Source organism: Pseudomonas saxonica, from assembly GCF_007858365.1.
GTDB classification, from domain to species: Bacteria; Pseudomonadota; Gammaproteobacteria; order Pseudomonadales; family Pseudomonadaceae; genus Aquipseudomonas; species Aquipseudomonas saxonica.
This window is the reverse complement of sequence record NZ_VFIO01000001.1, coordinates 22,395-47,146: the sequence shown is the minus strand read 5'-3', so window position 1 is coordinate 47,146 and position 24,752 is coordinate 22,395. Positions and strand designations below refer to the sequence as shown.

Sequence of the window (24,752 nt, the reverse complement as noted above, 5' to 3'; positions counted from 1 at the left end):
AGCGGAGGGGGGAGGCGATTGGCACAACGCTTGCTAATAATTTGTAACATTTACCCGTTGCAGAGTCCTGCCCATAGAGGTTCAGTGTGCGCCAGTCCCTTCGAACAACCGACATTGTCGAGCATGCCAACGCACTGCCAGGCTGGCGTCAGCGCTATGACCAGCTCAGTTGCGGCAGCCTCGAAGGGCGGCTGGATGTGGTCCAGGCGGGTGAAGTTCAGCTGTTTCGTGAGCGTCTCAATCAGCAGGTTATCCAGCACATCTGCCTCCCGCAGAATGCAGTCAATATTTTGTTCCCGCTTGCTTGGCCGGGAGTGGATGATCAAGGGGTGATGGCGGAAAAATACGCCACGGTGCTGCTGCCCAACGATGAGTATCGTGTTTTTACTCCGGCGGGCATGGATGTACTCTGCATGTCGATTCCCTATGCAACGCTACGCAACCTGCTGGACGAAGCGGTGCTCCATGCATTGATGCAACTAAATCGGCCCAAGCGAGTGTGCCTGCGAGCACACCGTTTAGTGCCTGGCATCGTGATGTTCAAGTCCTTAATGGAGGGCACGCCGACAAGCGCGACATTGCAGTCGCTAACGCTCATGGTCGTCGAGTGGTTGGAGCGAGTGATTGATGTTCCTCAGGAAACGCCCAGGCCCAGTACCCGCGGCTACATCGTTGAGCGTTGTCATCAATGGTTGATAGAAGAACCTGCAGCTTCATCAAACGTACTTGAGTTTTGTCGACGATTGAAAGTGTCGCGACGCACACTTCAATACAGCTTTCAGTCCGTGGCCGCGGTTACACCTATCCAGTATATGCGCTCGGTTCGCTTGAACGGTGCGCGCCGCGCATTGAAAGAAGATCCTTATGCAAGCATTGCCGATATTGCAGAGCGTTGGGGGTTCAGCCATTCGAGTTATTTCACTTTGGAGTACCAGAAACTGTTTAACGAGTTGCCATCGGCTTTGCGCTGCGTTGAGCGAAGTTAGTACGTGGTATAGAAGCTGCGGACGAACCAGAGATATGAATTTTTATAGAATAGGGTCTATAGGAGCGCTTAAGTTGCGCGTTTTGCAACGCCAATAAGACGCCTTATCATGCTCAACCGACAACCTTGTATCGACCTTTAAAATCGACATCTCGAACTTGGCGATGACAGCCTGTCACGACGCATGCTATCGACACATAACGGCCCTAAACCAAAAGCAGCTTTTCGAAGAGTGCAGCTATTGACCCTTTCAGGCAGAGACATGCCAGCCAAGAACTACCTTGGGGCCTGAAGCAGAACGGGTATGATTAACTCAACGCTGGGCGATAGATCAGACTTCGATCTGTGCTTGGCGACTGATTAAATCGAAAGGGACCACCCATGAGCAAATACCTGGTTTTGTTGTTGATTGGCTTCACAGGCGTTGTTCAGGCGCAATCGATGTGCACTGACTCATGGTATCAATCGGTTGATAAAGTGTTACAGACAACTGACGGGCTAGGGCACGGGCCTGATATAGGGTCCGATGAATGGAAATCGGTGATCGAATTCAAGTTAGGGGTTCGCGGTGAGGCAAATGTGCCTGAACGCAGCTCTGATCACTGGTGCCAATACATTGACCAGCATATCAAGGCGACACCGATGGCCGCTGGCAGCACGGTCAAGTCGTCGACAGTCAACGCGGCACAAGGCCCTTCCTATGATTGCGCCAAGGTAGAACCTGGCGCTATCGAAGCGATGATATGTAAAGACGAGGCGTTATCCGCGCTCGATCGCAAGCTGTCGCACGTTTACGCCAGCGCGAGTATCAAGGCCAGCAACGAGCATCCTCCGCGGCTAAAAGCAGAACAACGTGGATGGATAAAGGGCCGCGACGACTGCTGGAAGAGTGATGACGTCGGCGCCTGCTTGCGCATGGAATACCAGCGTCGGATCGCCGAGTTGCAAGCACAGTACCGACTGGTCCCGCAAACCGGGCCTGTCTACTACCAATGTGATGGCAACCCTGCCAGCGAAGTGTCTGTGATGTTTTTTAAAACGCAACCGCCGACATTAATCGCCGAGCGTGGCGACAGCGTATCGCTCATGTACCAGCAGCCAACTGGCAGTGGCGTAAAGTACCTTGGGCGCAATGAATCGCTTTGGGAACATCAGGGCGAAACCCTAATCACTTGGGGATACGGTGCGCTCGAATCGCATTGCAAAAGAAGGCCTTGAGCCGCTGCCATCAGTGGGGCAAGCGCCAGCAACCGACCAGAAGCGCAGATTCAGCAATCACCGTTGAATCCCGAGTGGTTAATTCGACTTCACGCTCATCACTTCGCAGACGATTAGGTCGGGTCAACGGCTAGCAGTCCTCGATAAAAGCGGGCGCGTTCAACGGTCAACCCTAACCTTCGGCAAGGCTGCCTCTTCGGTCTACGCGCCGTACGTGGCGAGTGTTCAGGTAGTTGAATAACAAATGAGCAAGGAACAGCCACATTGGAACTGAGACAACTGCGCTATTTCGTCAAGATTATCGAGCTTGGCAGTTTGGGGCGTGCGGCACTGGAGCTTGAGGTTGGCGTGTCAGCCCTCAGTCAGCAAATCGCCAAGCTGGAAAGCGAACTGTGCACCCGTCTGCTGAATCGAACCTCTACCGGGGTGACGCCCACGAGCGCCGGATTTGCGTTTCTACACCATGCCCAATTGACCCTGCGCCAGGCGGAAAACGCAGTCATGGCCGCCCATCGCGGGCGAATGAGCGGTTATGTCAGTGTTGGCTTGGCACCGACCACCGCGACGGTGATCGCGTTGCCATTGATCAGCGCAATGCGTGCGCGTTATCCGGACATCCAACTGCATTTGGTGGAAATGCTTTCCGGCCACTTGGCGGCGCAGCTCAACTCACGACAAATTGACCTGGCCATCCTGTTCCAGCTCGAAGGCGGTAAACGCTGGAGCGTGACTCCGCTGCTGGATGAAAAACTGTTTGTCATTGCAGCGCCCGGCCTGCCTCATGCGCCTTCGGGTGACAGCGTGCAACTGGCCGATCTCGGCAGCCTGCCGCTGGTGATGCCTAGCGTTCAACATGGCCTGCGTTCGACACTGACGAGCGCGTTCGAGCGGGTCGGCCTTACACCCAATGTCATCATGGAGGTCGACGGTCTCGCGGTCTTGATGAACGCGGTTCGAGCCGGGCATGCCGCAACGATACAACCGGGAGCGGCCGCCGCCGTTAAAGACCGCTGCGGCCTTTCGATGGTCAGGATCGCCGACCGGCATGTGGGCCGGCGTAATCTTCTGGCGACGCTGGCTGACGACGAACTCTCACCGGCGGCACTGGCAACGCGTCTGGTGCTCGTGGATGTGGCGCGACAGTTAGTGGCCGACAAACAGTGGCCTGGTGCTACTTGGATAGAAGGAATAGACGGGTAAAACGCTTTCAACCCCTGATCCATGAGCGCCCCTAAACGAGCAACCCTTTAGAAAAATTAAACACCCCGCGCTAAAAGCAGCCTTTCGGTCATCCCGTCTGCTCCCTATCGTTCGTCCCACTCGCAAGAAGTCCTTCGTTCATGTCTTCTTGCACATCTAGGAGTGATGATGATCGATGTATTAATCATAGGGGGTGGCAACGCTGCCTTGTGCGCCGCTCTGATGGCGCGAGAAGCGGGCGCCAGTGTGATGCTGCTGGAAGCCTCTCCGAAAATCTGGCGCGGTGGCAACTCCCAACACACCCGTAACCTGCGGTGCATGCACGACGAACCGCAGGACGTGCTGATCGATGCCTATCCGGAAGAAGAGTACTGGCAAGACCTGTTGAAGGTTACCGGTGGCCTCACGGATGAAAAGCTCGCGCGCATAGCCATTCGGGCATCGTCATCATGCCGCGACTGGATGCGTTCCCACGGCGTACATTTTCAGCCGCCGCTGTCCGGCGCACTGCATGTGGCGCGCACCAATGCTTTTTTTATGGGCGGCGGTAAAGCGCTGGTCAATGCCTATTACCGCAGCGCAGAGCGCCTGGGTGTGAAGGTTCGCTACAACACGCAAGTGACCGACATCGAGTTGGATGGGGGTAAATTCGTCGCCGCCCATGTGGCCGAGCATGAGGTTGATGGTCAGCATTTTCCCGCAGAACGTATTGAAGCCAGGGCCTGCGTGTTGGCGGCCGGCGGCTTCGAGTCCAACCGTGAATGGCTGCGTGAAGCCTGGGGTCAGAACGAACGCGGTGAATGGCCATCGGACAATTTCCTGATCCGGGGTACCCGATTCAACACCGGCATTTTACTGCGGCGCATGCTCGACCTTGGCGCCGATGTGATCGGCGATCCAACGCAAGCACACATGGTCGCGATTGATGCCCGTGCGCCACTCTATGACGGCGGTATTTGCACCCGAATCGACTGCGTATCGCTGGGTGTGGTGGTCAATCGTGATGGCGAACGCTTCTACGATGAAGGTGAGGACTTCTGGCCGAAACGTTATGCGATCTGGGGGCGGCTGGTGGCCGGTCAACCCGGACAGCAGGCGTATTCGATCATTGATCAACAAGCCATCGGCCGCTTCATGCCGCCGGTATTTCCCGGCACCACCGCCAATACACTGCAAGACCTTGCCCGCCAGTTGAAGCTGCCTCAAGACACATTCGTCAAGACGGTCGAGGACTACAACAACGCCTGCCACGTTGGCACGTTCGATCACACGGCGTTGGACGACTGCCACACCCAAGGTCTGACGCCCGCCAAAACCCATTGGGCGCGGCCACTGGTGAAACCTCCTTTCTACGCTTACCCGCTTAGACCCGGTGTGACGTTCACCTACCTGGGCCTTGCTACCGACGAAACCGCTGCCGTGCACTTCAACGGCAAAGCGAGCCCCAACCTGTTCGTGGCAGGAGAAATGATGGCCGGCAACGTTCTGGGCAAGGGCTACACCGCCGGCATCGGCATGGCTATCGGTACCGCTTTTGGGCGCATCGCCGGTGTGCAGGCAGCGGCTTCGGTCGGCTTTGGTGCGTCAACTGTAACGACGGAGTCTCTACATGCAGCTGTTTGATCCCCAAGCATCGGGCACGTTAATCCCGGTGTTGAATCTTGACGAAAGCGAAGTGCAGCGCCAGATGACCATCTGCAACGCCTGCCGTTATTGCGAAGGCTTTTGTGCAGTATTTCCTGCGATGACGCGGCGTCTGGAGTTCACCCAAGCCGATGTCCATTACCTGGCCAACTTGTGCCATAACTGCGGCGCATGCTTGCACGCCTGTCAGTACGCCGCCCCACACGAGTTCGACGTTAATATCCCCAAGGCTATGGCCAAAGTGCGCTTGGATACCTACGCCGAATACGCTTGGCCGCAAGCGTTGGGCAAGTTGTATCAGCGCAACGGCCTGACTCTGGCGTTGGCGTCTGGTGCAGGGCTTGCCCTGTTTTTATGCTTGACCCTGATGCTCATGGGCAACCTGTTCACGGCCATTCCCGGCGGTAATTTCTATGAAATTTTCCCGCATAACACCTTGGCGCTGATGTTTGGCTCAGTCTTTGGTTTTGCGGTGCTTGCCCTGACCCTGGGAGTAAGGCGCTTCTGGCGTAATGTTTCACCGGTTGCAGCCCCCCTGCCATTAAAAACTGCTGCAGCGTTGGAGGCCACGGCCAACGTCGCGAAGCTCAAATACCTGGACGGCGGTCATGGCGAAGGCTGCAACAACGCCGACGACCAATTCACCTTGTGGCGACGCCGTTTCCACCATTTCACCTTCTACGGATTCATGCTGTGCTTCGCCGCCACGGGCGTGGCCACACTGTTTCACTATCTGTTGAACTGGTCGGCGCCGTATCCGATCTTCAGTTTGCCGGTGTTGTTGGGTATTGCCGGTGGCATCGGCTTGCTGATCGGCCCGGCGGGTCTGCTTTGGCTCAACCTTCGTCGCAACCCAGCGCACGGCGATGAGAAGCAAAAACCCATGGACCGCGGCTTCATCGCGCTGCTGTTACTGATCAGCGCAAGCGGCCTGGCGCTTCTGGCTTTTCGCGACACGCCTGCCTTGGGTTTGCTGTTGGCTGTTCATCTCGGCCTGGTCATGGCGTTTTTCTTGACCATGCCCTACAGCAAATTCGCGCATGGAATATTCCGCAGCGCCGCGCTGCTGAAACACGCCATCGAGAAGCGTCAACCCAACCCGATCAACGCCGGCAGCGACTGACGGTTAACGCAATAACTCCAAAAATAATAGCGAACACAACGGTATCCATAATGAAAACAACAAAAACAACAACCCGAGGCCGTGGGTCCAAACTGGGCGCCATTTTGCGGGTCACCAGCGGTAACTTTCTTGAGCAGTTTGACTTCTTTCTGTTTGGGTTCTACGCGACCTACATCTCCCAGACGTTCTTTCCAGCCACCAGCGAATTTGCCTCATTGATGTTGACCTTCGCGGTGTTCGGCTCCGGGTTCCTGATGCGTCCTTTAGGCGCCATTGTGCTGGGGGCATACATCGACAAAGTGGGCCGACGCAAGGGGCTGATCGTGACGCTGTCGATCATGGCAGCCGGTACGGTATTGATCGCATTAGTGCCTGGCTATGCGGCCATCGGCGTGGCGGCACCGATTCTGGTGTTGTTGGGCAGGCTGCTGCAAGGCTTCTCCGCTGGCGCAGAAATGGGCGGTGTTTCCGTGTACCTGGCGGAGATTTCTACGCCCGGCCACACCGGCTTCTACACCAGTTGGCAATCGGCCAGCCAGCAGGTGGCAATCGTCGTGGCGGCGGCATTGGGCTACGGGATCAATGCCACGATGCAGGCCTCTGAAATTGCCGACTGGGGCTGGCGTATTCCGTTCTTCATTGGCTGCGTGATCATCCCGTTCATTTTCATCATTCGTCGCTCATTGGAAGAAACCGCAGCCTTCACTGCGCGCAGCCATCGTCCAACGACCCGCGAGGTGTTCCGCTCAATGCGTGATAATTGGCGCACCGTGCTGGCGGGTGGCTTGCTGGCTTCCATGACCACGACCACGTTCTATTTGATCACGGTCTACACACCGACTTTTGGCAGGACAGTGCTGAACCTGAGTACCACCGACAGCCTGGTGGTCACACTGCTAGTGGGTATCAGCAACTTTATCTGGCTGCCCATCGGTGGGGCGCTTTCCGACCGCATTGGCCGTCGCCCCTTGTTGCTGGCCATATCGCTGCTGTGCATCTTTACTGCGTATCCCGCCATGCACTGGCTGGCAGAGGCGGCGAGTTTCGAACGACTGCTCGCTGTTCTGCTGTACTTCTCATTCTTCTTTGGTATTTACAACGGCGCCATGGTGGCTGCACTCACCGAGGTGATGCCACAGAATGTGCGGGTGGTCGGGTTTTCACTGGCGTTCAGTTTGGCCACCGCTGTGTTTGGCGGTTTCACCCCGGCAATTTCGACGCTGCTTGTACAGGCCACGGGTGACAAGGCATCACCTGCCTATTGGTTGATGTTCGCAGCGGTTTGCGGGTTCACGGCCACGACGATTCTGTATCGCAGACAAAAAGCGTTGGCGGTCAGAACCGCTTAGTTCTTCAAGCGCCTTTGCTTTATCACGCGCCGGTCAACGGCGGGCACTGATCAGAGTGGGAGGAGGTCGATTGCAGTCGTGGGTCAGGACAGCAATCGGCCTTAAACCCACTCTTTTTTTCATGCCGGATTGACCGGCGCGGGGTAACAAGAAGGTGATAAACAAAGGTCTGCCTGTGATTTCCCGCTGTGCCGAGCTGTGTGTATCTGCCGTTCGTCCAGTACACAGCACTTGTCATGCTTTGATGACTCACATGTTTAAGCGCGGGCATTCCGTGCTTCACAGTGGAGAGCCAGCATGGATATTGACGAAAACGCACCAGGCAATGTGTCTCAGAAAGTTCGTGCCGGGATTACAGACAACGAGACGGGTTGTGACCAACGAACCAAAGACCCTGCAGCCCCAGTGACATCCGAGGACGATGCACGTCTTGAAGAAGACATGTCAGATGTGGAAGCCGCTGACTCGGTAACCCGCGAACATCCTGACAAGTAACGCGCTTGCGGTCCCTTTGGGCGAGTCATAAAGCCACTGGCCGACACTTAACCGTGCGAAGTCGTGTGCGACCGAAGGGTGGCTATGTTGAGACTCAAACCCGGCACGTCCGAGCCTGAAATCGGGCTACAAAACGGGTGCCGGTCGCTTCAGTAGAAGCCACTGTCAACGTGCCGTTATGGGCAGTCACGATCTGCGAGGCAATATAAAGGCCTAACCCCAACCCTTCGCCGCGTTGCCCTGCCTCTGATCGGGTGAAGGGGTGAAACAGCAGGGGTATCAATGAGTCAGGTATGGGACTGCCTTGATTGGTCACTGACAAAACAACGTGGTCTTTTTCCATATAGGCGCAAACGTCGACGGGGCTCGAATGAGAGCCATGAGTGACCGCATTGCCCAGCAAGTTCGACAGCAGCTGGCTGATGCGCAAAGGGTCGCAGTGAATACCGGCCGGTAACGCCAGTGACAGGTTGATGACCGCTTTGGGGTGCGCGGCCCTGACTTCGTCAACGGTCAATTCAAGGGTGTGTGCCAGGTCATCAACCCACTGACTCTTGATGGGAATACCGCCTCCCAATCGCCCCCGAGCGAAGTCCAGAACGTTCTCAATAAGGCGGCCCATGCGAAGCGAACTGTTGTGTATGGCCGATATAAGGCTCAAGGAGCGTTTATCGGTTGTTCTGGTTTCCAGCAGTTCAGCGCTCATCTGAATGGCACTGAGGGGCGTTCGCAAGTCATGGCCCAGTACCGCAATGAACTGCTCTCGAAGGCGGCCATTTTCATTGGCATCCTCCAGCGCCGCTTGGGTCCTGACCAAGTGATTCTGAGTGTCGAGGCTCATCGCAATCAATTGCGCAAACAGGGTTAATGTCTTGATGATTGCAGGTTCATCAAGGGTGGCGGGTACCGAGTCGATGGCACACAAGGTGCCGAAGAAATCCCCGTTGGCCTTAATGATGGGAATAGAAATATAGCTTTCTAGCCCATAGGTTTTGGGGGTGTGGTGCTGAGAGTAGAGCGGGTGATGACTGGCATTGGCAAAAATGACCGGCATGTGATGTTGGCGAATTTCATGGCAAATGGTCGATTCGAGCACCAGTTCACCGCCGGGGGTTAAACCGAAATCAATTGAGTCGTCGACCGCGCACGCTACCCAATTATGTTCAGTCACCCGTGCCACCGCTGCAAAGCGCATACCGGTCAAGTGTTTGACCATACCTAGAATGACCGGTACGGCATCGATGCTGCGAATAGCCTCAATATCGGCAGAAAATTTTGAGTCGATCATGGGCGTGGTGTCGTGAAGTTGGAGGGCCAAGCCTAACGTTTAATCCAGAAACTGGCTAACGCAGACCGCGTCGGTCTGATGAACGCCATACCCCGGGCATTTTGTAGGTTTTTGGCTGTTATCGTTAATTGTGTAGCTTATTTCCTGCATGAGTTATTTCAAAGTCACGGCATGTGTAGCGTTCAATAGACACCTTCGCCAGTGATGACCTCACGATTACAACTCACCTCAAGCCGCCCTCTGCATAGGGTAAAGGCTACGCAGCAGACTTGCCTGAGCGGTGCTGGCCGTGAAAAAAAGTGAGCCTGGCTGATCACAATTAGATCTTCTCATCCTGTTTTGAACATTTTTAAACAATTTTGACGAGCGGCTGCTTGACCAAAGTTTTTTTGGTCTAGGGTTAATTTAACGGCGGGTCGTGGTCTTGAGTGGCCGTTCTCTCAGTGACAAGAATGATGTCCATACAGTGCCCGGGTAAGCGTCACTCCACTCGCGCGAAAATCGTTCAGCGGTTTCAGCCAGGAGGCCAAATGGCCACTACAGCACTCGAAATTTCGGAAATGTGTCCGATCCCCACGTACCGGTTTGTGGTCACCGTTGGCGACGTTGCGATGGCGTTCAGCGAAGTCTCCGGGCTGAGTCAGACAGTTCAGACCATTGATTACAGAGACGGTACGGGGCACTGGTGTTTGATGCCCGGTCAGCGCCAGCCGGTCAACATCACCTTGCGTCGAGGTATGGCCAAACGGCGAAAAGAACTGTCGGACTGGTTCAACTCCATCTCCTTTAACACGGTGGACAAGAAAGACATTTTGATCAGCCTGACGGACGAAACCGGCACTGAGCTGCTGATCACCTGGAACGTCAGCAATGCCTTTATCACTGCCTTGAACGGCCCAAGTCTAAGTGCATCGGGCAACGAAGTGGCAATGGAAGAGGTCACCTTGATGGCAGATCGCCTGAAAATAGAATTCCATTAATCTTCGACGTTTCTCCATTGAACAGTGGTGAAGGAGTAAGTCATGCCTGATGAATATAAATATCCTGGCGTTTATATAGAAGAAGACGCAACGCCGGGGCTTTCCATTTCATCCAGTGCGACCGCCGTGCCGGTGTTTGCACACGATGGTTCAGAAGTTGTATCTGACAAGTTGGAAAGAATTGATTCTTGGCTGGATTTTCTAGGGCTGGTAATAACGGATTCTAATGGAAGGGTAAATCTTGAAGGCACACTTTACCTCTCTATGGAAGCGTATTTTCAGTGTGGAGGCGGTAGGGCTTATTTGTGCCAGACAGTTTTTTTAGAAAAGCATGTGTCTACTAATGATGAGATTACGCTGCTGGTATCGGCTGGGGTACCCATTGGTGACTTAGGATCCGCACTCACTGAACTTACCGGCGCGGGTAAAACTGTGTTTGCGATACTTGACAGTATTCCAGAGCTAACGGGTGTCCCCGCTGTACCCCCCGCGAAAAGTAAGGTAGATGAAGAGCCAGAACCTGCGCCGGGAGACATGGATGCCTACCCCGCATCCAACAATGCCGCCGTCTACGGACCCTGGTTGAACAAACCAGGTAGAAACGCGAAGGTTCCGCCCAGTGCTGCCGCTGCTGGCTTGTTCGCCAAAACAGACCGTGAACGGGGTGTTTGGAAAGCGCCGGCCAATGTGGCCTTGGCCGGAGGCTTGACACCCAGCCAGCGTTTTTCCGAGCGTGTACATGGCGATTACAACGCCAATGCCAAACCCTTGAACCTGTTCCGCACCTTTGCGGGCGGCAGCTCACTGCTGTGGGGCGCACGCACGCTGTCCAACAATGCCCCGCATTGGCGCTATGTGCCTGTACGGCGATTGTTTGATACCGTCGAGCGTGATATCAGCCGGGCGATGGAGGGCATGATGTTCGAGCCTAATAATCAGCCCACCTGGGAGAAGGTAAAAGCTGCCGCCTACAATTACCTTTTCGATCTGTGGAAGCAAGGCGCGCTGTTGGGCACCAAACCCGAGCAGGCGTTTTTTATCAATATCGGCAAGGGTCTATCGATGACGCAAGCGCAAATTAATGCCGGCGAGCTTGTTGTAGAGATTGGACTTAATGCGGTGCGCCCAGTGGAATTCATTATTCTTAAATTCACTCAGAATATTGGAGCTCCGTGAGTCAAGTTGTTGTATTGAATGAGTCACGCTTTACCTCGTTTGACTTGTATATATAACGCCCGCACCGAGTTGGCGTTGAGGAGCACGTATGCCTTATGCCTACCCCGGTGTATACATCGAAGAAGATTTAAGCCCTGGGCTGAACATTTCATCGAGTGAGACGGCAGTGCCTGTATTTGTATTCTCTGGTGGGTTCCCTATAGATTCATCGGAATTATTACAGATTGACAGTTGGCTTGATTTTTTGGCATTGCTGGTAGATGGAGTAACTGATTTTGAGGTATTTGAGGCAGATGCTTTGTATAATTCGGTTAAATACTACTTTATTAATGGGGGCGGTCGCTGTTATGTGAGTGATTATAATAGCTTGGGTGTTAATTTGCTAAATAATCCAGGTCTAATAACTTTGGTGGTCGAGGCTGGGATCAGTCGAATGGAAGCTAATGATTTTTTTTCGGGCTATTGGATGATATTAGAGCGGCCGGTTGCAACGTTTTTGCTTTATGTGATTCCCTTGGGGGGCGTGAAGAGTTATTAACAGGTAGTCCAGTGAATGATATGGCACACTGCACCTCTTCAGATCATGCTGCCGTCTACGGACCATGGTTTACAAATAGCAAAGGGCATTATGTACCACCCAGCGCCATAGCCGCCGCATTGATTGCCCGCACCGACAACACCCGAGGTGTATGGAAGGCACCTGCTAACATAGCCGTGGCGGGCGATCTGACATTAACTCTGCATTTCTCCAAAGAAGTTCATGGTTTATACAATGTTCATATAAAACCCTTGAACCTGTTTCGTGAGTTTACGGGTAAGGGTACCTTGCTGTGGGGCGCGCGCACGCTTTCATTGGACACCGACCGGTGGCGATACGTGTCAGTGCGGCGGTTATTCAACATGGTGGAGCAGGATATTGAGAAGGCCATTCGCGCCATGATGTTTGAGCCCAACAACCAACCGACCTGGGAAAAAGTGAGGGTGGCTATTGAAAACTACCTGTTCCCACTTTGGCAGAATGGTGCATTTCAGGGGGCCAAGCCTGAAGAGGCGTTCAAAGTTCAGGTGGGCGAGGGTCAGACCATGAGCAAAGCAGACATTTATGCGGGCAAGCTTATTGTAGAGATCGGTATTAATGCCGTGCGGCCAGCAGAATTTATTATTCTGAGATTTACTCAGAATATGGAGTCGCGCTAGTGTTTTATGCCCCATGTACTGGATGGCTTGGATGAACGTTTAACATTCGCACTCACTCAATTACTGTATGAGCAGTGGAGATTAATTTATGGCTGTTCAAATTGCTTTTCCGGGGATTTATATCATCGAAGATACTTCCCTTTCGGTGTCCATTTCTGGGCGCTCAACGGCAATTCCGGTCTTTGTCGGTGTGTTTGCACCGCGTGTAGGTGTACCGGTTATGGAGTGTGTGCGAATAGAAAACTGGATGGACTTTATAGAAAAATTTTATCCGCAGGCGTTAGTGGCTCGATTTACGGATGATGCACCCCTAGAGGTAACGGGCACTAAATCGCGGAAAAAAAAATCCACTGCCACCCAGGAACAGAGCGAACCCGTTGCAACCGTATCAGAGACTACGTTTAAAGAAGTTGGATTGGCCCTTGGCAGTTTTTCACTTCGTCATTATTTCGAAAATGGCGGCGGCACCTGCTATGTGCTCAGCCTGGCTGAAGCGAATTATGAAGTAAACGTTGCCAAGCTTGCCCCTGCGATTGCAAAAGTCCCGGATATAACGTTACTGGTCTATTGTGAGTACCTACAAGCTGAAAGAGATCTGCAGGTATACACAGCCCTCAACACCTTGCTGCTTGATAATCAGGGGTTTTTTCTGCTGGCCGACAGTCCTGACGGCGAAACGATAACAGATTTAGAGTCGACCCAAACGGCAGCCTATTACCCGGCTTTTGAAACGAATTACAAACGACAGCCCATTATCAAAAATGATGATCTTGATCTATCAGCCACTGAAGTTTTATTGAAGGGTTATGACGACTATCCCACATTGAGCAGACTCAAAGCAGCCCTTGATGCAGATGTGAACGATAAACTTGAAGAGGAACAGAAACTTTACGATGACTTGGTTATCCAAGTTGAAGCATTGCTCAACAGTGCCTCTTCCATCTACCTGCGTGCCAGCCCGGCAATGGCCGGTCTTTATGCGGTGACTGACCGGACTCGCGGTGTGTGGAAGGCACCCGCCAATATTGCGGTTGCGGGTGTTAAGTCACTGGTAGAGATTGACGGCATCTCCGAAACCCCCACCCCCGCCTATATGACCCCTGCAAAACTAGCCGACGTGCATGCGGCAGGCGTCAATGCCATTCGCTCATTTTTCGGCAAAGGTGTAGTGGTCTGGGGGGCGCGCACCCTTAAAGGCACAGAGCAAAATTCCGATCCCAATTGGATTTACGTACCGGTTAGGCGCTTGTTCAACAGTGTGGAACGTGATGTGAAGGCCGCCTTGGGTAGAGTCATGTTTGAGCCCAATCACTCTGCAACCTGGGAGACCGTGCGCTCAGCCATCGACAACTATTTGTTTGATCTTTGGAAAGAAGGTGCATTGCAGGGTGTGAAGCCTCAAGAGGCTTACTTTGTGCAGGTGGGTCTAGGGGGCACCATGACCAAACAGGACATTGACGAGGGCAATCTTATCGTCGAGATCGGCCTGGCCGCCGTACGCCCTGTTGAGTTTGTGATCTTGCGGTTTACCCAGAACATTGAAGAGGCAGGGTCTAAAGCTCTTGCTGCGGTTAGCAACTATGTCTGACTTCGCCAACTCTCAAAATGCCGAGCCTGGTGTGCGAATTGTGCACGGCGCTTCGCTTTCGCAGCCCAATGCGCTGCCCACAGCCTTGCCGCTGTTTGTGGGGTTCACGCAGATAGGGGCTGACGAAGTTCATGAGTTGAGTAGTTTTAATGAATTTGTTGATAAGTTTGGCAATGAGTATGAGTCCGACAATACTCTATTTTCCCTTTACGATTCGATGAAACATTACTTCAAGGTGGGGGGGGAACGTTGTTATGTATTGTCTTTAGGGGGGTTTGAAAGTTATATAGACCCTATAAATTCTTTCTGGACATTCCTGCAAAGTGTTCCATGGCCGCAGGTCTGGGCGCAGGCTCCTCAATGCACACTGCTGGCAGTTCCAGACTTGAGCTTGTTACCAGCGCACGAGATCTTGATTTGGCGCGATGCCATATCGCTTCTGCTCAGTCCGTCCGTCCGTGATGATCATGTATTCGTGGTGTTGGACGGGCCTAATGAAGCTAGTCGAGTCATTCGTATACTGGGAGAAGTTTGGGAAGCCACCGCCGAAGACCGCTCCCATGGCGCCCTCTATTGGCCACCGCTGATTACCTACTCGGCTTACCAGGCAAACCAAACCAACCCCAAGTCAATCCCTTGTTCATCTGCCGTCATCGCCATGATGCAAAAAACTGACCGTGAGCGCGGTGTGTGGAAGGCGCCCGCCAACGAAGAACTTCCAGAAGTATTGCGGCCTATGCACCCAATGATGCCGCCGCTTGAATCCCCCAGCGCCTCCCTCAATCGCATTCGCTCTTTGCAACGCCGGGGGGTGCGGGTATGGGGCGATCAGACGTTGTTGTCCACCGATGAACCAGCCAGCAACCCCTGGCGCTATGTTCAAGTGCGCCGCACCGCTTCTTATGTGCAGGCCTCATTACGCGAAGTGGTGCGCTTCGCCCTGTTCGAGCCCAACAACGAGCTGACCTGGCTGCGGCTTCAAGGCGTTATCCGTGTGTGGCTGCGCAAATTATGGAAAGTGGGGGGGTTGGCCGGGGCCGTTGAAGCCGATGCATTCAGTATCAAGATTGGAGTGGGCGAGAGCATGACCCGTGCTGACCTCGATGAAGGACTGCTAATTATCCAGATCAACCTGGCGTTTTATGCGCCGGCTGAATTTATTGAACTGCAACTGCAACTTCACACCGGTGAAGCACAGATCTTGTCCCGTCTGTCCACACCTAACCGAAGCGAGGTGGTGTCATGAGCCTGTTACAGGATGTGCATGAGCGTTTGGTGTGGCCCTCATTAAGTCATCGATTTATCGCCACGTTTTTCTGGAACTACATCCCACTACCTACTGATTATGCGTTTACCCGCATTACGGGCCTCTCTAACAAGCTTGACGTCAAACCTTTTTACCAAGGCGGTGACAACACCGGAGTGGTGAACCTGCCGGACCGAGTTAGCCACGGCAATATCACCTTTCATGAAGGTGTTCGAAGGTTATCTGTGCTCAAAGAATCTCTCTACAACTCCCTCGAAGATTTCGACATGTCTTACCTCACGGTCGTCGTGATCATGCTGGATGAATACAGTTTGCCGGAGGCGTCGTGGACCTTCAGCGATGTGCTGCCGATCGGTTGGAGCACCAGTGATTTGAACGCCTCCGGCAATGAAGTGTTGCTCAACACGCTGGAGTTCTCCTACAGCGAAATGCTGCGCATTGGATTTAAAGCATGATCGAAATCAGAGAGTTGATCATAGAGGCCCGCATAGAAGGCGGTGGTACACCCGCCTCAGCGGTATTGGACGAACAGCAGGTGGAGCAACTCAGGGCAGAGTGGCGGCGCGAGATGCGCGAAGCACTGCGCGAAGCCATGCGAAATCGTGAAGGGGAGGCACCATGGCGATTTTTGAACGGGCGTTAAGCAAGTTAACCATTACGGCTTACGCGCAGCACGACGATATTAAAAAGAATAGCTCGGTGGGCAGCTTCACGGCGATGTATAACCCCACTCAGCTGGATCAGACCTACTCGGCAGTCTATTCGCCTAATGAAGCGGTGAGCGACGCCAACCACGGCATGCGATTTGAGCGCATGGGCAATGGGAATTTGTCGTTACCCCTTGTTTTTGACGGCTTGCTGCCGGGCAATCTGACCTCTGTCACCGATCAGTTATCCAAGCTCTGTCAGCTGTGTGGGGGCAAAGATGCCAACTCGGGTGAAACACGTTTTCTGAAAGTGACCTGGGGCGATCAGCCGTGGGACGGAACGGGCAGTTTTATCGGACGCTTTGTCAGCCTGACGGTGACCCAGGAGATTTTCGACAGCGACGGTGAGCCGCTACGGGCCAGGGTCAAGCTTGATCTGGTGTCTGACAACCCTGTGGCCACCCCCGCATCCAAGGGGGCCAAGCCCCCGACCGGCGCCACCCCGCCAATTCGTCGCCGTATTGCCGCGCAACGGCGCTCAAGTACCCAGGCGCAATGGATGGGTGTTCGCACGCAACGCGCCTATGAAGGCGAGGGCTCTTGGCTCCCCAATGTTCAACGCAATCTGGTTCGAGTGCCTCAGGGCTGTTCGCTGCCCTCGATCGCCAGCAATACCTCGGGTCGCGAATCGGTCGATTATCTGGATTTGGCCTTGACCAATGGCCTGGTGCATCTCAATGACTTTATGCCCGGTGACAGTTTGTTGTGGCCGGAGCAACCAGTATGAATCCGCTGCCTCCGCAAATCCTCTGTGCCGGTAAGGTGCTGGAGAACTTTGTGGCCGTTCGGGTCGAAATACGCCGCAGTGTGCAGTGGATTCCCGAGGCGAGCATCGTTTTACAACGCCCTAAAGGCAGCAAGACCACCTGGTGGAAAGAATGCTCGGCGCTGGCCGCAAAGTGCATGCCGGGTGAGGAATTGACGATCAAAGAGGGCTCACTTGAAGTCTTCAAGGGGTTGATCGTTGAGCAAAGTGTGGTGTTCAAAGACAAAGAGTTCCGCCTGCTGGTCAAACACCCGTTGCAACGACTGGTCAACACCCTGCGCAGTCAGGTGTTTCAGGACCAGGATGATGGCCAGATTATTTCAGGTGTGTTGAAAGAGCACGGGGTGAGCGCCACCACCTCACAAATGACCACAAAACACCCGCAGATGATCCAGTGGGACTGCTCCGACTGGCAGTTCCTGCAAAGCCGGCTGGCGGCTTACCCCGTGTGGCTCATCCCCACCCGTGACAAGGTTGAATGCCGGCCACCGGCACTGGGCGGCAAGACCCATGTGGTGAAAGCCGTCAGCGACGACCCGAAAAAAGAAGTGAAAGTTGAAGATGCACAGTGGCGGTTCAGCAATGATGTGCAATCGGCCGGTGTGACCTTGCAGTACTGGGATGTCGACCAGCAAAAACTGTCCACCGCCGTCACCGGCAAGGCCAAAGCCATCGGCGATGGCGCGCTGGCCACCGCCATCAAGCCGCTGAGTGCCAAGCATGGGCTGGCGCTTAAGCAATCGGTATGGTCGGTGAACAGTGAGGCTCAGGCGCTTGCAGACGCCCGGCAACTGGCGCAAGTGGCCGCTGGCATCCAGGTGTGGCTGCGTGTACGCGAATATGCAGGTGAAGGTGAAATCACCCTTAAATATGAATTGGGCGACACCCTGGAACTCAGCGGTTTTGGTAGCGGTTTTTCCGGTAAAGGCGTGATCAGCATGCTGGAACACACCTGGGTTCGCGGTAACTGGACCTGTGTGGTGGCTACCGGCATGCCGTTGGTGCAAGCACAAGACGGTGCCAGCCTGCCGCGCAATACCCGACCGATTATTGGTGTTGTGCAGCCTTATCAAAAAGACAGCCGCGGTTTGAATCGTCTGCCGATCAAAATTCCCATGCTGGGGGTCGAAAAACCGCTGTTTGCCCGCATGGGCAGCCCTTATGCCAGCAAAGACATGGGCTTGTGCCTGTATCCCGAAGCTTACGATGAAGTGATCGTCACATTTGTTGATGACGATCCACGTTATCCGCTGATTTTGGGTGCGCTGCACAACCCCAAAAACAAAGCACCGTTCGAGCCCAGCCAGGACAACGCGCTCAAGGGTTTCCAATATGTGAGTGATGGCAAAAAGCACAGTTGGCTATTTGACCTGAAAAAGGGCGCATTCAACCTGATCAATGACCAGAACAGCTTGGCAATGGATGCCACAGGCGTGGTTGTGCATGGTGCTAAGAAACTAGAGCTGACGGGTGACCAGAGCAACTTGGCAATGGAAACCTCAGGCATCGTGATCAAAGGGCCAAAAATAGACCTCACGCAATAACCTTCTTTATGGCCACCCCCTCACCGCAGTGGCACGGATTGAAGGACAGATAAGGGAGCAGAAAAATGGCGAATAGCTGGGATGGCATCTACGGGCGGGGCTGGAAGTTCCCACCCGAATTTACGACAGCGGGTCCGGTCATGGTGCTCGACGAAGAGGACATCGCCCAGAGCCTTGAGATCCTGTTCCGCACTGAGCCGGGTGAACGCATCATGCGCCCCGACTATGGCAGTGGCCTGCAAGCGGTGGTCTTTGAAAATATCAGCAGTGATTTGCTCGCAGCCCTGCGCACTCGCATCGCTGACAGCGTCTTGAGAGACGAGCCCAGGGTTGACCTGGACGACTTACGCGTCGAACAGGTCTCAGGGATGCCCAACAACCTGTACATCCAGGTCAGCTACCGTCTGCATGGTATTGACCGGCTCGAAACCGTCCGTATCGAACTGGATTTAAACAGCGGTTTTAGCACCTTGCGCCGATTGGGAGCCCGTCATGATCGACTGGATACGTTTCGACGGTAAAACGCAGCGCTGGCCCCCCGTCGCTCGCCCATAGAGCGCTTAAATATACGACAGGGCTGGCGACACACTGATTAGCACGGTGCCCCGTTTTGATCACAGGGCCACTTCCACCGCGCCACGAGGAAGGTCTGATTTCTATGGATGCTAACGAAATTACCCGTGGTCCCTTCGTTCTGGATGATCGGACCCTGCAATGGCACCTGCAAAGGTGGTTTGAAGAGGCCACCAATCAAGGAGGCGACTCTGAGGTCATCTGGAAAGATTTCTGGTTTCCAGAGGCGTTTGATCTTTTAAACCCGGAGCTTTTGCAGGTTGGGCTCGAGGCCTTACTCAAGGCTCCACAAGGCAACCTACCGCCACAACTGGCCTTTCTGCTGGCTTTTCTGCGCCAGCTGGAAACACCGCAAGCCCTGCTCAACACGGTTGCCGAGCGTCATCGTGATCTGTATTACCGCAAAATGCTGGGCCTGAGTGAGCGTGCCCCGGTGGCTGATCACGTGGTGGTGGGTGTTGAGCTGGTATCGGGCATCAAGGAGCGCCTGATTGCAGCAGGCACTCTTCTTGATGGGGGGCAGGATGCACAACAGAATCCCCAGCAATACGCGCTGGACAGCAATGTGGTCGCTAACGGTGGGCACTTTAGTGACTTGGGCTGGACACTCCCCTCGGCCAGAAGCGACGCGCCAAGCGAGGTCATTTTTAGTGAAGCCGACGGCATTGACTGGCCCGAAGGCGGGGTGCGGTTGTTTGAAACCCAACCTGCAGCTGCCAATTTATCGGCGAGTGCTGTGGATGTGCGTAAACGGGCTGGGCGCATTATTGCCAGCCCGGCCCTTGCCCTGAACCGTGGGCAACGCACCCTGAAGCTGACCTTCGCGACGCAACCTGCTCGCCCGGATCGCTTGCTGGCCTGGTTCAGCGGAGCAGGCCAATGGCAGGCCCTGAGCGTTGACTGGGCAGATAACCGCCTTATCTTGAGTGTGGATGCCTTGGCCCCGGCCATCGAAGCAGCACCGGGACTGGATGGCTGGTCTTACAGCGTGCCCATGCTCAAACTGCTGCATAAGGATGGCCTGGCAGTGCCCGCGGTCACTCACTTGACCCTTGAGGTTGTTGCCGCCCGGGATGTGCACATGGCGACAGACGCCGGGCGCGCCGCCATCAATCAGCAAGTTCACCCCTTTGGCTACGAACCCTTGTGTGGCAATGCCTTTTACCTGTCGAGCAGCGATTGGCTAAAACCCACCGGCAGCCTGAGCGTCACCTTGATCCCGCAATGGCTGGGCTTGCCAGAAGAATCATTCGCACAGTGGTACGCCCAGTATAAAAATCTGGGCGAGGCCACGCTCGCTCCGAAATTGGCCACCAGCGACTTCCAGCTAAAAGCGTCTTTGCTTGGCATGCAGACCCCAGTCCAACCTGCCACACAGCCATTGTTCGCTGACAGCGGCAAGCGTAACAGCGCGCCGGTAGCCCGGCCTCTGACCTTTGAGTTTGCTTGCCAGAGCCGTGGCCAAACAGACAGTGACGACCCGCGTGAGGGCCAGAGCCTGTGCCTGGAACTGGCCGGTCAGGACTTTCGGCATGCCGAATACCGCCAGCAATTGAGCTTCGCCAGCCCTGAAGGCGAGACCTTAAAACCGCCCTGCACCGCGCTGCTGCAACGCCTGCAAGTCAACTATCAATACAACGCTGAACTCAATGGCGAGCAGGACGTGCAACAGGTACTGACGCCTTTCGGATACACCGCCGTGCCTTTGCTGAATGCAGGTTCAGAGCTGTTTATTGGCTGGACCGGCGTGCTTCCCGGTCAAGAGTTGAGCCTTTACTGGAACGTGCGCAGCCCTCAATCGCAAGCGGTGAACTGGTTCTACATGACGGGTGACAACACATGGTCATCGCTGGATGCCCTTGTTAAGGACGACACTCAAGGGCTGGCTCAATCAGGTCTTTGGCGTACACGTTTGCCAGAGGATGCCTGGCTAAAAGTGGATGCTGAAGGCAGTAATGGGCGTCACTGGATAAGAGGTACGTGGGCATCGGCTAAACACGCAGAGGCAGAGGAGCCTGCCGACACCCCCTGGATATACGGCCTGTTGAGCAACGCGGTACTGGCAACTCGCGTCAGCGGCCTGGATGCCGTATTGCCCGCTGAGACCATCGCCCATGCCGTGGAAAGCCTAGAGGGTGTGCAGGGGTTTATCCAGCCCTGGCCATCAAAAGGGGGGTTGCCCGCAGAAGATGCCCCGGCATTCATGAACCGGGTGGCTAGGCGCTTGGCCCACCGGGGACGCATCGTGACCCGTGCCGATATTTCGGAACTGCTGCTGGAGCGCTTCAAAGAATTGCACGAGGTGCGCATAGCCGACACGGTTCAACAGGTGCCCGCCCGGCATGAGGAACAGGCTCGCTTGCAACTGGTGGTCATTCCTGCACTGGGCGAACAAGACAACAGCGACCCTCTACAACCAAAACTTAGCAGTGCACGTTTGAGCAAAATGGAAGATTACGTAAGAAGCCTGGCATCGCCCTGGCTGTTATTCAGCCTAGATAACCCGACTTACATATTCGTGAAGGTGTATTACGAACTGAGCTTCATTGATGGTATGAGCGAAGACTATGGCTACCAGCAGGTGGTCGACACCATGGCCAAACGTTTTATGCCTTGGGGGACGACTGGCGGTGAGGGGGCGGTGGCCGTGGGCGTCAATCTCGATTACTACGAAGTGCTGACTGCCCTCCTGCAAATGCCCTGGGTCAAGAGTGTTGAGCGGCTTGAGCTAGACGGCGCCGAGGCGTCGATAATCGCGCAGCCTTCTCAAGTACTAATACTGGAAAGGGTGATGGAGTCGACGCCACTTGTAGATCATGAAGATAGAGTCAGTTCAAAACGTAACTTGAGGACAACGCCATGAGCCTTTCTGATGACCTCAAAAGCGCGATCAGTACGGCGGATGTTGAGCAAAACCTGATCAATACCGTACCTGAACTACGTGAGTTCATTCACTTCGACACCTTGTGGCAGCTGGCGAGTTTGATCGTGCTGGAGCATGGCCATTTGGACTGGTCCGACACCGCCGAACATGACCCTGGCACTACGTTATTGCAGGCGGCTACTTACGCCATTGCCGATTTGAGCTATCGCCATACTCATCCGCTGATTGATTTGCTCACACCGGGTACCGGGGCTCCGGTCTTTGATCCAGCCTTCGGGCCAGAAAAGGTGCTGACGGTGTCTCCTTTGACAGAGGATGATTACCGCCGCGGGATTCTGGACTTGTGCGACGATGATGATTTTTTCATGTTTCGTAATGCGAAGTTGGTTAGAGAGTCGGAGGAAGAACGTTATCGGTATTTTTATGATCCGGCTAATGGCTCATTCACCTTTGGAAATAACCAGGAAACATTTGAAAGTAAGCCACAGGTATTGCTTGGCGGGTACACGCTCTATGTTGAAGCCTACTCATGGCTGTACAGACCTAGATCATTAGAAATACTCGACAGCTATTTGATTCGGCATCGTAACTTAGGAGAGCAAATACGGTTAATTTATGATAGGACTTATCAATTTTTAGAACTGTACCCCTTTATAGACGTTGAGCTTGACGATGATTGTCAAGACCCTGAGCGAGTGATGGGTATGATTTGGGAAACAGTCACTAAGCTCTATGCGCCTTGGCCACGGCGCGAGATTGAAGAGGTCCATCTTACCTCTAGAGGACCAACAGAGACACTGTATGAAGGGCCTCAATTGGATAACGGGTGGATCACTCAGCTTCCAGGTGATATGGGTCAAGCCCTAGTCGTCGATTTGCGTAAGTTACCGCTTGAATTGTTAAAAATTGACGGGGTTAAACAGGTAAGGCGTTTAAGTTGGGAGGCTGTGGATACCATCTGGTCAAAAAACGTGGATTATAAATTTTTAGCGTTTTGGAGTGATTACCCAGAAAAGGATATGACGACGGAAAACTCTACTGTACGGCTGTTCAAACGGGGCCAACGCCAAATATTAACGGAAGCCAAGGTAAAACCTTACATTAACTGGCCAAAAAAACCGACTCCTACTCCAGTAACAGTACCGAGGGGACAATACCTTAATGCTTTGGGTACACCTATAAACCTGAACGGCCTTTTGCCCGACTGCTATGGCCTGAATGATGATGCTGATCAACTGAGTGACGTCGAAAAAAAACAGCGCCAGAATTTAGAAGTCTACCTCGCCCTTTTTCAACAGTGGGTTAAGAATGGTTGTGACGAACTGGCGGGGTTGCCGAAATTACTTGCTTTTGACCAGCCAGTTGATTCGATAGGTTCGGGCTATTTCCAGGATTATGAAAAGGCGCTGACGACCATCAATTATTTGCTGGGCTATTTTGGCAGCCAGCGAGCTCCACGGGTGTTTAATAAAACAGATTCAAGTGAGCCGAATAAAGATGAGGATTTTTTTGAAAGCCAGCGCGCAGCATTGGCTCAATGGGCCGAGTTGGGTTATGGGCGGGCCAACGTGCCGATCAATACGGTCACAGCGTTCAATAAGCGACTGGCCTTTCGACTGGGTATTGGCGCAGAGATGTTCTCTAAAAACCCTGACCTTGAAAAATTACCCGTTTATGTGGTCGATTACCGTACGTTGTTGCCTGAAATGCCAAATGGTGATTTCGTCAACTGCAAAGTTGCCGTGGCTACACTTGTCCCGATCGACAATGGTGTCAAGCAACTTAAGTTAGAGTTGGAGGGTGACAAGTTACCCGTTGCGGGGCAATTGATCAGTTTGGTGGTAGAAGATCCTAAAATTATCATTCTCTGGGCATTGGTGGTTCGTGTAGCCTCAAAGGCTGTCTATCTGGACCTGAGTAATAATCTGGATCTGAGTGACAAAGCTGAAGAGCTTATTAAGCCGGGTCTCGCAATTGTCTGTAATAATAGTGATATCTGGCTACGGCGTGTAACCTACCCCTTGGTATATGTTGACGAGACGCCGGAAGATCCTGATCCACCCTCTGAATATATCTATCAATTTTACGTGCCTAACAGCGTTCATCTTTTTAACGTGAATGATGTTGTGAAAATTGATACGTCGGAGAAGAAAACTGAAGGATATACCGCTGACGTGACTGAGGTTAATATTCCTCAAGGCACACTGTTGGTGAAGGCAACAACTGCATGGCCAGCGGCTAATAATCGGATTTTTTGGTATCGCGTCGAAGAAGATGTGGCGACTGATCGTTTCTCCCTAAAAGTAGGTGTCGTTCTTGACCGTGACCAGTGGCTTAAAGAAGAAGGCCGACCTGAAGAAGTTATGGCCTGGGTGGAACAAGTTGTAAGCGAAGAAATGCCCGCTCATATACAGGCGGATGTGCATTGGTTGGATAAAGGAGAATTTAATCAATTTGGAATTAATTACAAAGCTTGGCAGCAAGCCGCAGCCGAATCACGATTGGGTGAAACCAGTTATGCATTAATGAAACAGTTATCGTTGGGGCAATTGCCTGCGCCGGGGAAAGGGATTGGGACTTATCACATAATTACGAAAGAGGAGATGGCAGCGGGCTGCATTGAAGGGTGGTATATGGGTGGTGAGTATCCTGATGAGAGTATATGGAAGGAAGGCAAGGAAGAAGAAGTTAATCAGGCGCAAGTGCTGTATATACCGCGTGAAGAGAGTTAAATGAATTCTTAAATGACTACTGCAGAGGGAATAAGG

At 53.6% G+C, this 24,752-nt stretch carries 21 protein-coding genes; 20 read left to right on the top strand and 1 reads right to left on the bottom strand.

Annotated features, from left to right (window positions below):
* Positions 1-86 precede the first annotated feature (86 nt).
* The 7 genes from FJD38_RS00190 (at position 87) to FJD38_RS00160 (ending at position 8,014) form a co-directional block, all read left to right on the top strand.
* The gene (locus FJD38_RS00190) at positions 87-986 is read left to right on the top strand and encodes a helix-turn-helix domain-containing protein (RefSeq protein ID WP_146383574.1); all 900 of its coding nucleotides are present in this window, start codon (positions 87-89) and stop codon (positions 984-986) included.
* 380 nt (positions 987-1,366) lie between these two features.
* The gene (locus FJD38_RS00185; RefSeq protein ID WP_167654220.1) at positions 1,367-2,203 is read left to right on the top strand and encodes an MliC family protein; all 837 of its coding nucleotides are present in this window, start codon (positions 1,367-1,369) and stop codon (positions 2,201-2,203) included.
* 264 nt (positions 2,204-2,467) lie between these two features.
* Complete coding sequence (locus FJD38_RS00180; protein WP_146383573.1) at positions 2,468-3,403, top strand: LysR family transcriptional regulator; 936 nt, start codon at positions 2,468-2,470, stop codon at positions 3,401-3,403.
* Between the two features lie 168 nt (positions 3,404-3,571).
* A complete protein-coding gene (gene tcuA, locus FJD38_RS00175) occupies positions 3,572-5,026 on the top strand; it encodes an FAD-dependent tricarballylate dehydrogenase TcuA (protein WP_146383572.1) in 1,455 nt (484 codons plus the stop codon).
* Complete coding sequence (tcuB, locus tag FJD38_RS00170) at positions 5,013-6,170, top strand: tricarballylate utilization 4Fe-4S protein TcuB (protein ID WP_122782833.1); 1,158 nt, start codon at positions 5,013-5,015, stop codon at positions 6,168-6,170. The genes tcuA and tcuB overlap by 14 nt, the downstream gene beginning before the upstream one ends.
* 50 nt (positions 6,171-6,220) lie before the next feature.
* A complete protein-coding gene (tcuC, locus tag FJD38_RS00165; RefSeq protein ID WP_122782832.1) occupies positions 6,221-7,519 on the top strand; it encodes an MFS transporter in 1,299 nt (432 codons plus the stop codon).
* A gap of 297 nt (positions 7,520-7,816) precedes the next feature.
* Positions 7,817-8,014 carry a hypothetical protein gene (locus tag FJD38_RS00160; protein WP_146383571.1) on the top strand — a complete coding sequence of 66 codons (198 nt, stop codon included), beginning with the start codon at positions 7,817-7,819 and terminating at the stop codon, positions 8,012-8,014.
* A gap of 94 nt (positions 8,015-8,108) precedes the next feature.
* Here FJD38_RS00160 and FJD38_RS00155 read toward each other — a convergent pair whose 3' ends face one another.
* Positions 8,109-9,302, bottom strand: a complete 1,194-nt coding sequence (locus FJD38_RS00155) for a GAF domain-containing sensor histidine kinase (RefSeq protein ID WP_146383570.1) — start codon at positions 9,300-9,302, stop codon at positions 8,109-8,111.
* Positions 9,303-9,832: 530 nt separating this feature from the next.
* Between FJD38_RS00155 and FJD38_RS00150 the strand changes: the two genes are divergently transcribed.
* The 13 genes from FJD38_RS00150 (at position 9,833) to FJD38_RS00090 (ending at position 24,716) form a co-directional block, all read left to right on the top strand.
* Entirely contained in the window at positions 9,833-10,282 is a 450-nt protein-coding gene (locus tag FJD38_RS00150; RefSeq protein ID WP_122782829.1) for a phage tail protein, read from the top strand.
* Positions 10,283-10,324: 42 nt separating this feature from the next.
* The gene (locus FJD38_RS00145; protein ID WP_146383569.1) at positions 10,325-11,458 is read left to right on the top strand and encodes a phage tail sheath family protein; all 1,134 of its coding nucleotides are present in this window, start codon (positions 10,325-10,327) and stop codon (positions 11,456-11,458) included.
* An 88-nt stretch (positions 11,459-11,546) separates the two neighbouring features.
* The gene (locus tag FJD38_RS00140; protein WP_146383568.1) at positions 11,547-11,996 is read left to right on the top strand and encodes a hypothetical protein; all 450 of its coding nucleotides are present in this window, start codon (positions 11,547-11,549) and stop codon (positions 11,994-11,996) included.
* Complete coding sequence (locus tag FJD38_RS00135; RefSeq protein ID WP_158637841.1) at positions 11,921-12,655, top strand: phage tail sheath family protein; 735 nt, start codon at positions 11,921-11,923, stop codon at positions 12,653-12,655. The genes FJD38_RS00140 and FJD38_RS00135 overlap by 76 nt, the downstream gene beginning before the upstream one ends.
* A gap of 88 nt (positions 12,656-12,743) precedes the next feature.
* Positions 12,744-14,243 carry a phage tail sheath family protein gene (locus tag FJD38_RS00130; RefSeq protein ID WP_146383566.1) on the top strand — a complete coding sequence of 500 codons (1,500 nt, stop codon included), beginning with the start codon at positions 12,744-12,746 and terminating at the stop codon, positions 14,241-14,243.
* Complete coding sequence (locus FJD38_RS00125) at positions 14,236-15,489, top strand: phage tail sheath C-terminal domain-containing protein (protein ID WP_122782825.1); 1,254 nt, start codon at positions 14,236-14,238, stop codon at positions 15,487-15,489. The genes FJD38_RS00130 and FJD38_RS00125 overlap by 8 nt, the downstream gene beginning before the upstream one ends.
* On the top strand, positions 15,486-15,965 hold the full coding sequence (locus tag FJD38_RS00120; RefSeq protein ID WP_122782824.1) for a phage tail protein: 480 nt from the start codon (positions 15,486-15,488) through the stop codon (positions 15,963-15,965). The genes FJD38_RS00125 and FJD38_RS00120 overlap by 4 nt, the downstream gene beginning before the upstream one ends.
* Positions 15,962-16,153, top strand: a complete 192-nt coding sequence (locus tag FJD38_RS00115) for a DUF5908 family protein (RefSeq protein ID WP_146383565.1) — start codon at positions 15,962-15,964, stop codon at positions 16,151-16,153. The genes FJD38_RS00120 and FJD38_RS00115 overlap by 4 nt, the downstream gene beginning before the upstream one ends.
* Entirely contained in the window at positions 16,129-16,944 is an 816-nt protein-coding gene (locus FJD38_RS00110) for a CIS tube protein (RefSeq protein WP_146383564.1), read from the top strand. Before FJD38_RS00115 ends, FJD38_RS00110 begins: the two co-directional genes overlap by 25 nt.
* Positions 16,941-18,527 (top strand): phage baseplate assembly protein V, encoded by a 1,587-nt coding sequence (locus FJD38_RS00105; protein WP_146383563.1) that lies wholly within the window; start codon positions 16,941-16,943, stop codon positions 18,525-18,527. The genes FJD38_RS00110 and FJD38_RS00105 overlap by 4 nt, the downstream gene beginning before the upstream one ends.
* A gap of 65 nt (positions 18,528-18,592) precedes the next feature.
* A complete protein-coding gene (locus FJD38_RS00100; protein WP_146383562.1) occupies positions 18,593-19,048 on the top strand; it encodes a GPW/gp25 family protein in 456 nt (151 codons plus the stop codon).
* A gap of 137 nt (positions 19,049-19,185) precedes the next feature.
* Complete coding sequence (locus tag FJD38_RS00095; RefSeq protein WP_146383561.1) at positions 19,186-21,963, top strand: hypothetical protein; 2,778 nt, start codon at positions 19,186-19,188, stop codon at positions 21,961-21,963.
* Positions 21,960-24,716, top strand: coding sequence for a hypothetical protein (locus tag FJD38_RS00090; RefSeq protein ID WP_146383560.1), 2,757 nt, complete (start codon positions 21,960-21,962; stop codon positions 24,714-24,716). The genes FJD38_RS00095 and FJD38_RS00090 overlap by 4 nt, the downstream gene beginning before the upstream one ends.
* The last annotated feature ends 36 nt before the right edge of the window (positions 24,717-24,752 follow it).

Coding starts and splice junctions, on each gene's coding strand:
- FJD38_RS00130 (WP_146383566.1), top strand. CDS start 12,744: ATGGCTGTTCAAATTGCTTTTCCGGGGATTTATATCATCGAAGATACT.
- FJD38_RS00145 (WP_146383569.1), top strand. CDS start 10,325: ATGCCTGATGAATATAAATATCCTGGCGTTTATATAGAAGAAGACGCA.
- FJD38_RS00105 (WP_146383563.1), top strand. CDS start 16,941: ATGAATCCGCTGCCTCCGCAAATCCTCTGTGCCGGTAAGGTGCTGGAG.
- tcuA (WP_146383572.1), top strand. CDS start 3,572: ATGATCGATGTATTAATCATAGGGGGTGGCAACGCTGCCTTGTGCGCC.
- FJD38_RS00120 (WP_122782824.1), top strand. CDS start 15,486: ATGAGCCTGTTACAGGATGTGCATGAGCGTTTGGTGTGGCCCTCATTA.
- FJD38_RS00115 (WP_146383565.1), top strand. CDS start 15,962: ATGATCGAAATCAGAGAGTTGATCATAGAGGCCCGCATAGAAGGCGGT.
- FJD38_RS00100 (WP_146383562.1), top strand. CDS start 18,593: ATGGCGAATAGCTGGGATGGCATCTACGGGCGGGGCTGGAAGTTCCCA.
- FJD38_RS00095 (WP_146383561.1), top strand. CDS start 19,186: ATGGATGCTAACGAAATTACCCGTGGTCCCTTCGTTCTGGATGATCGG.
- tcuB (WP_122782833.1), top strand. CDS start 5,013: ATGCAGCTGTTTGATCCCCAAGCATCGGGCACGTTAATCCCGGTGTTG.
- FJD38_RS00090 (WP_146383560.1), top strand. CDS start 21,960: ATGAGCCTTTCTGATGACCTCAAAAGCGCGATCAGTACGGCGGATGTT.
- FJD38_RS00110 (WP_146383564.1), top strand. CDS start 16,129: ATGGCGATTTTTGAACGGGCGTTAAGCAAGTTAACCATTACGGCTTAC.
- tcuC (WP_122782832.1), top strand. CDS start 6,221: ATGAAAACAACAAAAACAACAACCCGAGGCCGTGGGTCCAAACTGGGC.
- FJD38_RS00125 (WP_122782825.1), top strand. CDS start 14,236: ATGTCTGACTTCGCCAACTCTCAAAATGCCGAGCCTGGTGTGCGAATT.
- FJD38_RS00185 (WP_167654220.1), top strand. CDS start 1,367: ATGAGCAAATACCTGGTTTTGTTGTTGATTGGCTTCACAGGCGTTGTT.
- FJD38_RS00140 (WP_146383568.1), top strand. CDS start 11,547: ATGCCTTATGCCTACCCCGGTGTATACATCGAAGAAGATTTAAGCCCT.
- FJD38_RS00160 (WP_146383571.1), top strand. CDS start 7,817: ATGGATATTGACGAAAACGCACCAGGCAATGTGTCTCAGAAAGTTCGT.
- FJD38_RS00150 (WP_122782829.1), top strand. CDS start 9,833: ATGGCCACTACAGCACTCGAAATTTCGGAAATGTGTCCGATCCCCACG.
- FJD38_RS00155 (WP_146383570.1), bottom strand. CDS start 9,302: ATGATCGACTCAAAATTTTCTGCCGATATTGAGGCTATTCGCAGCATC.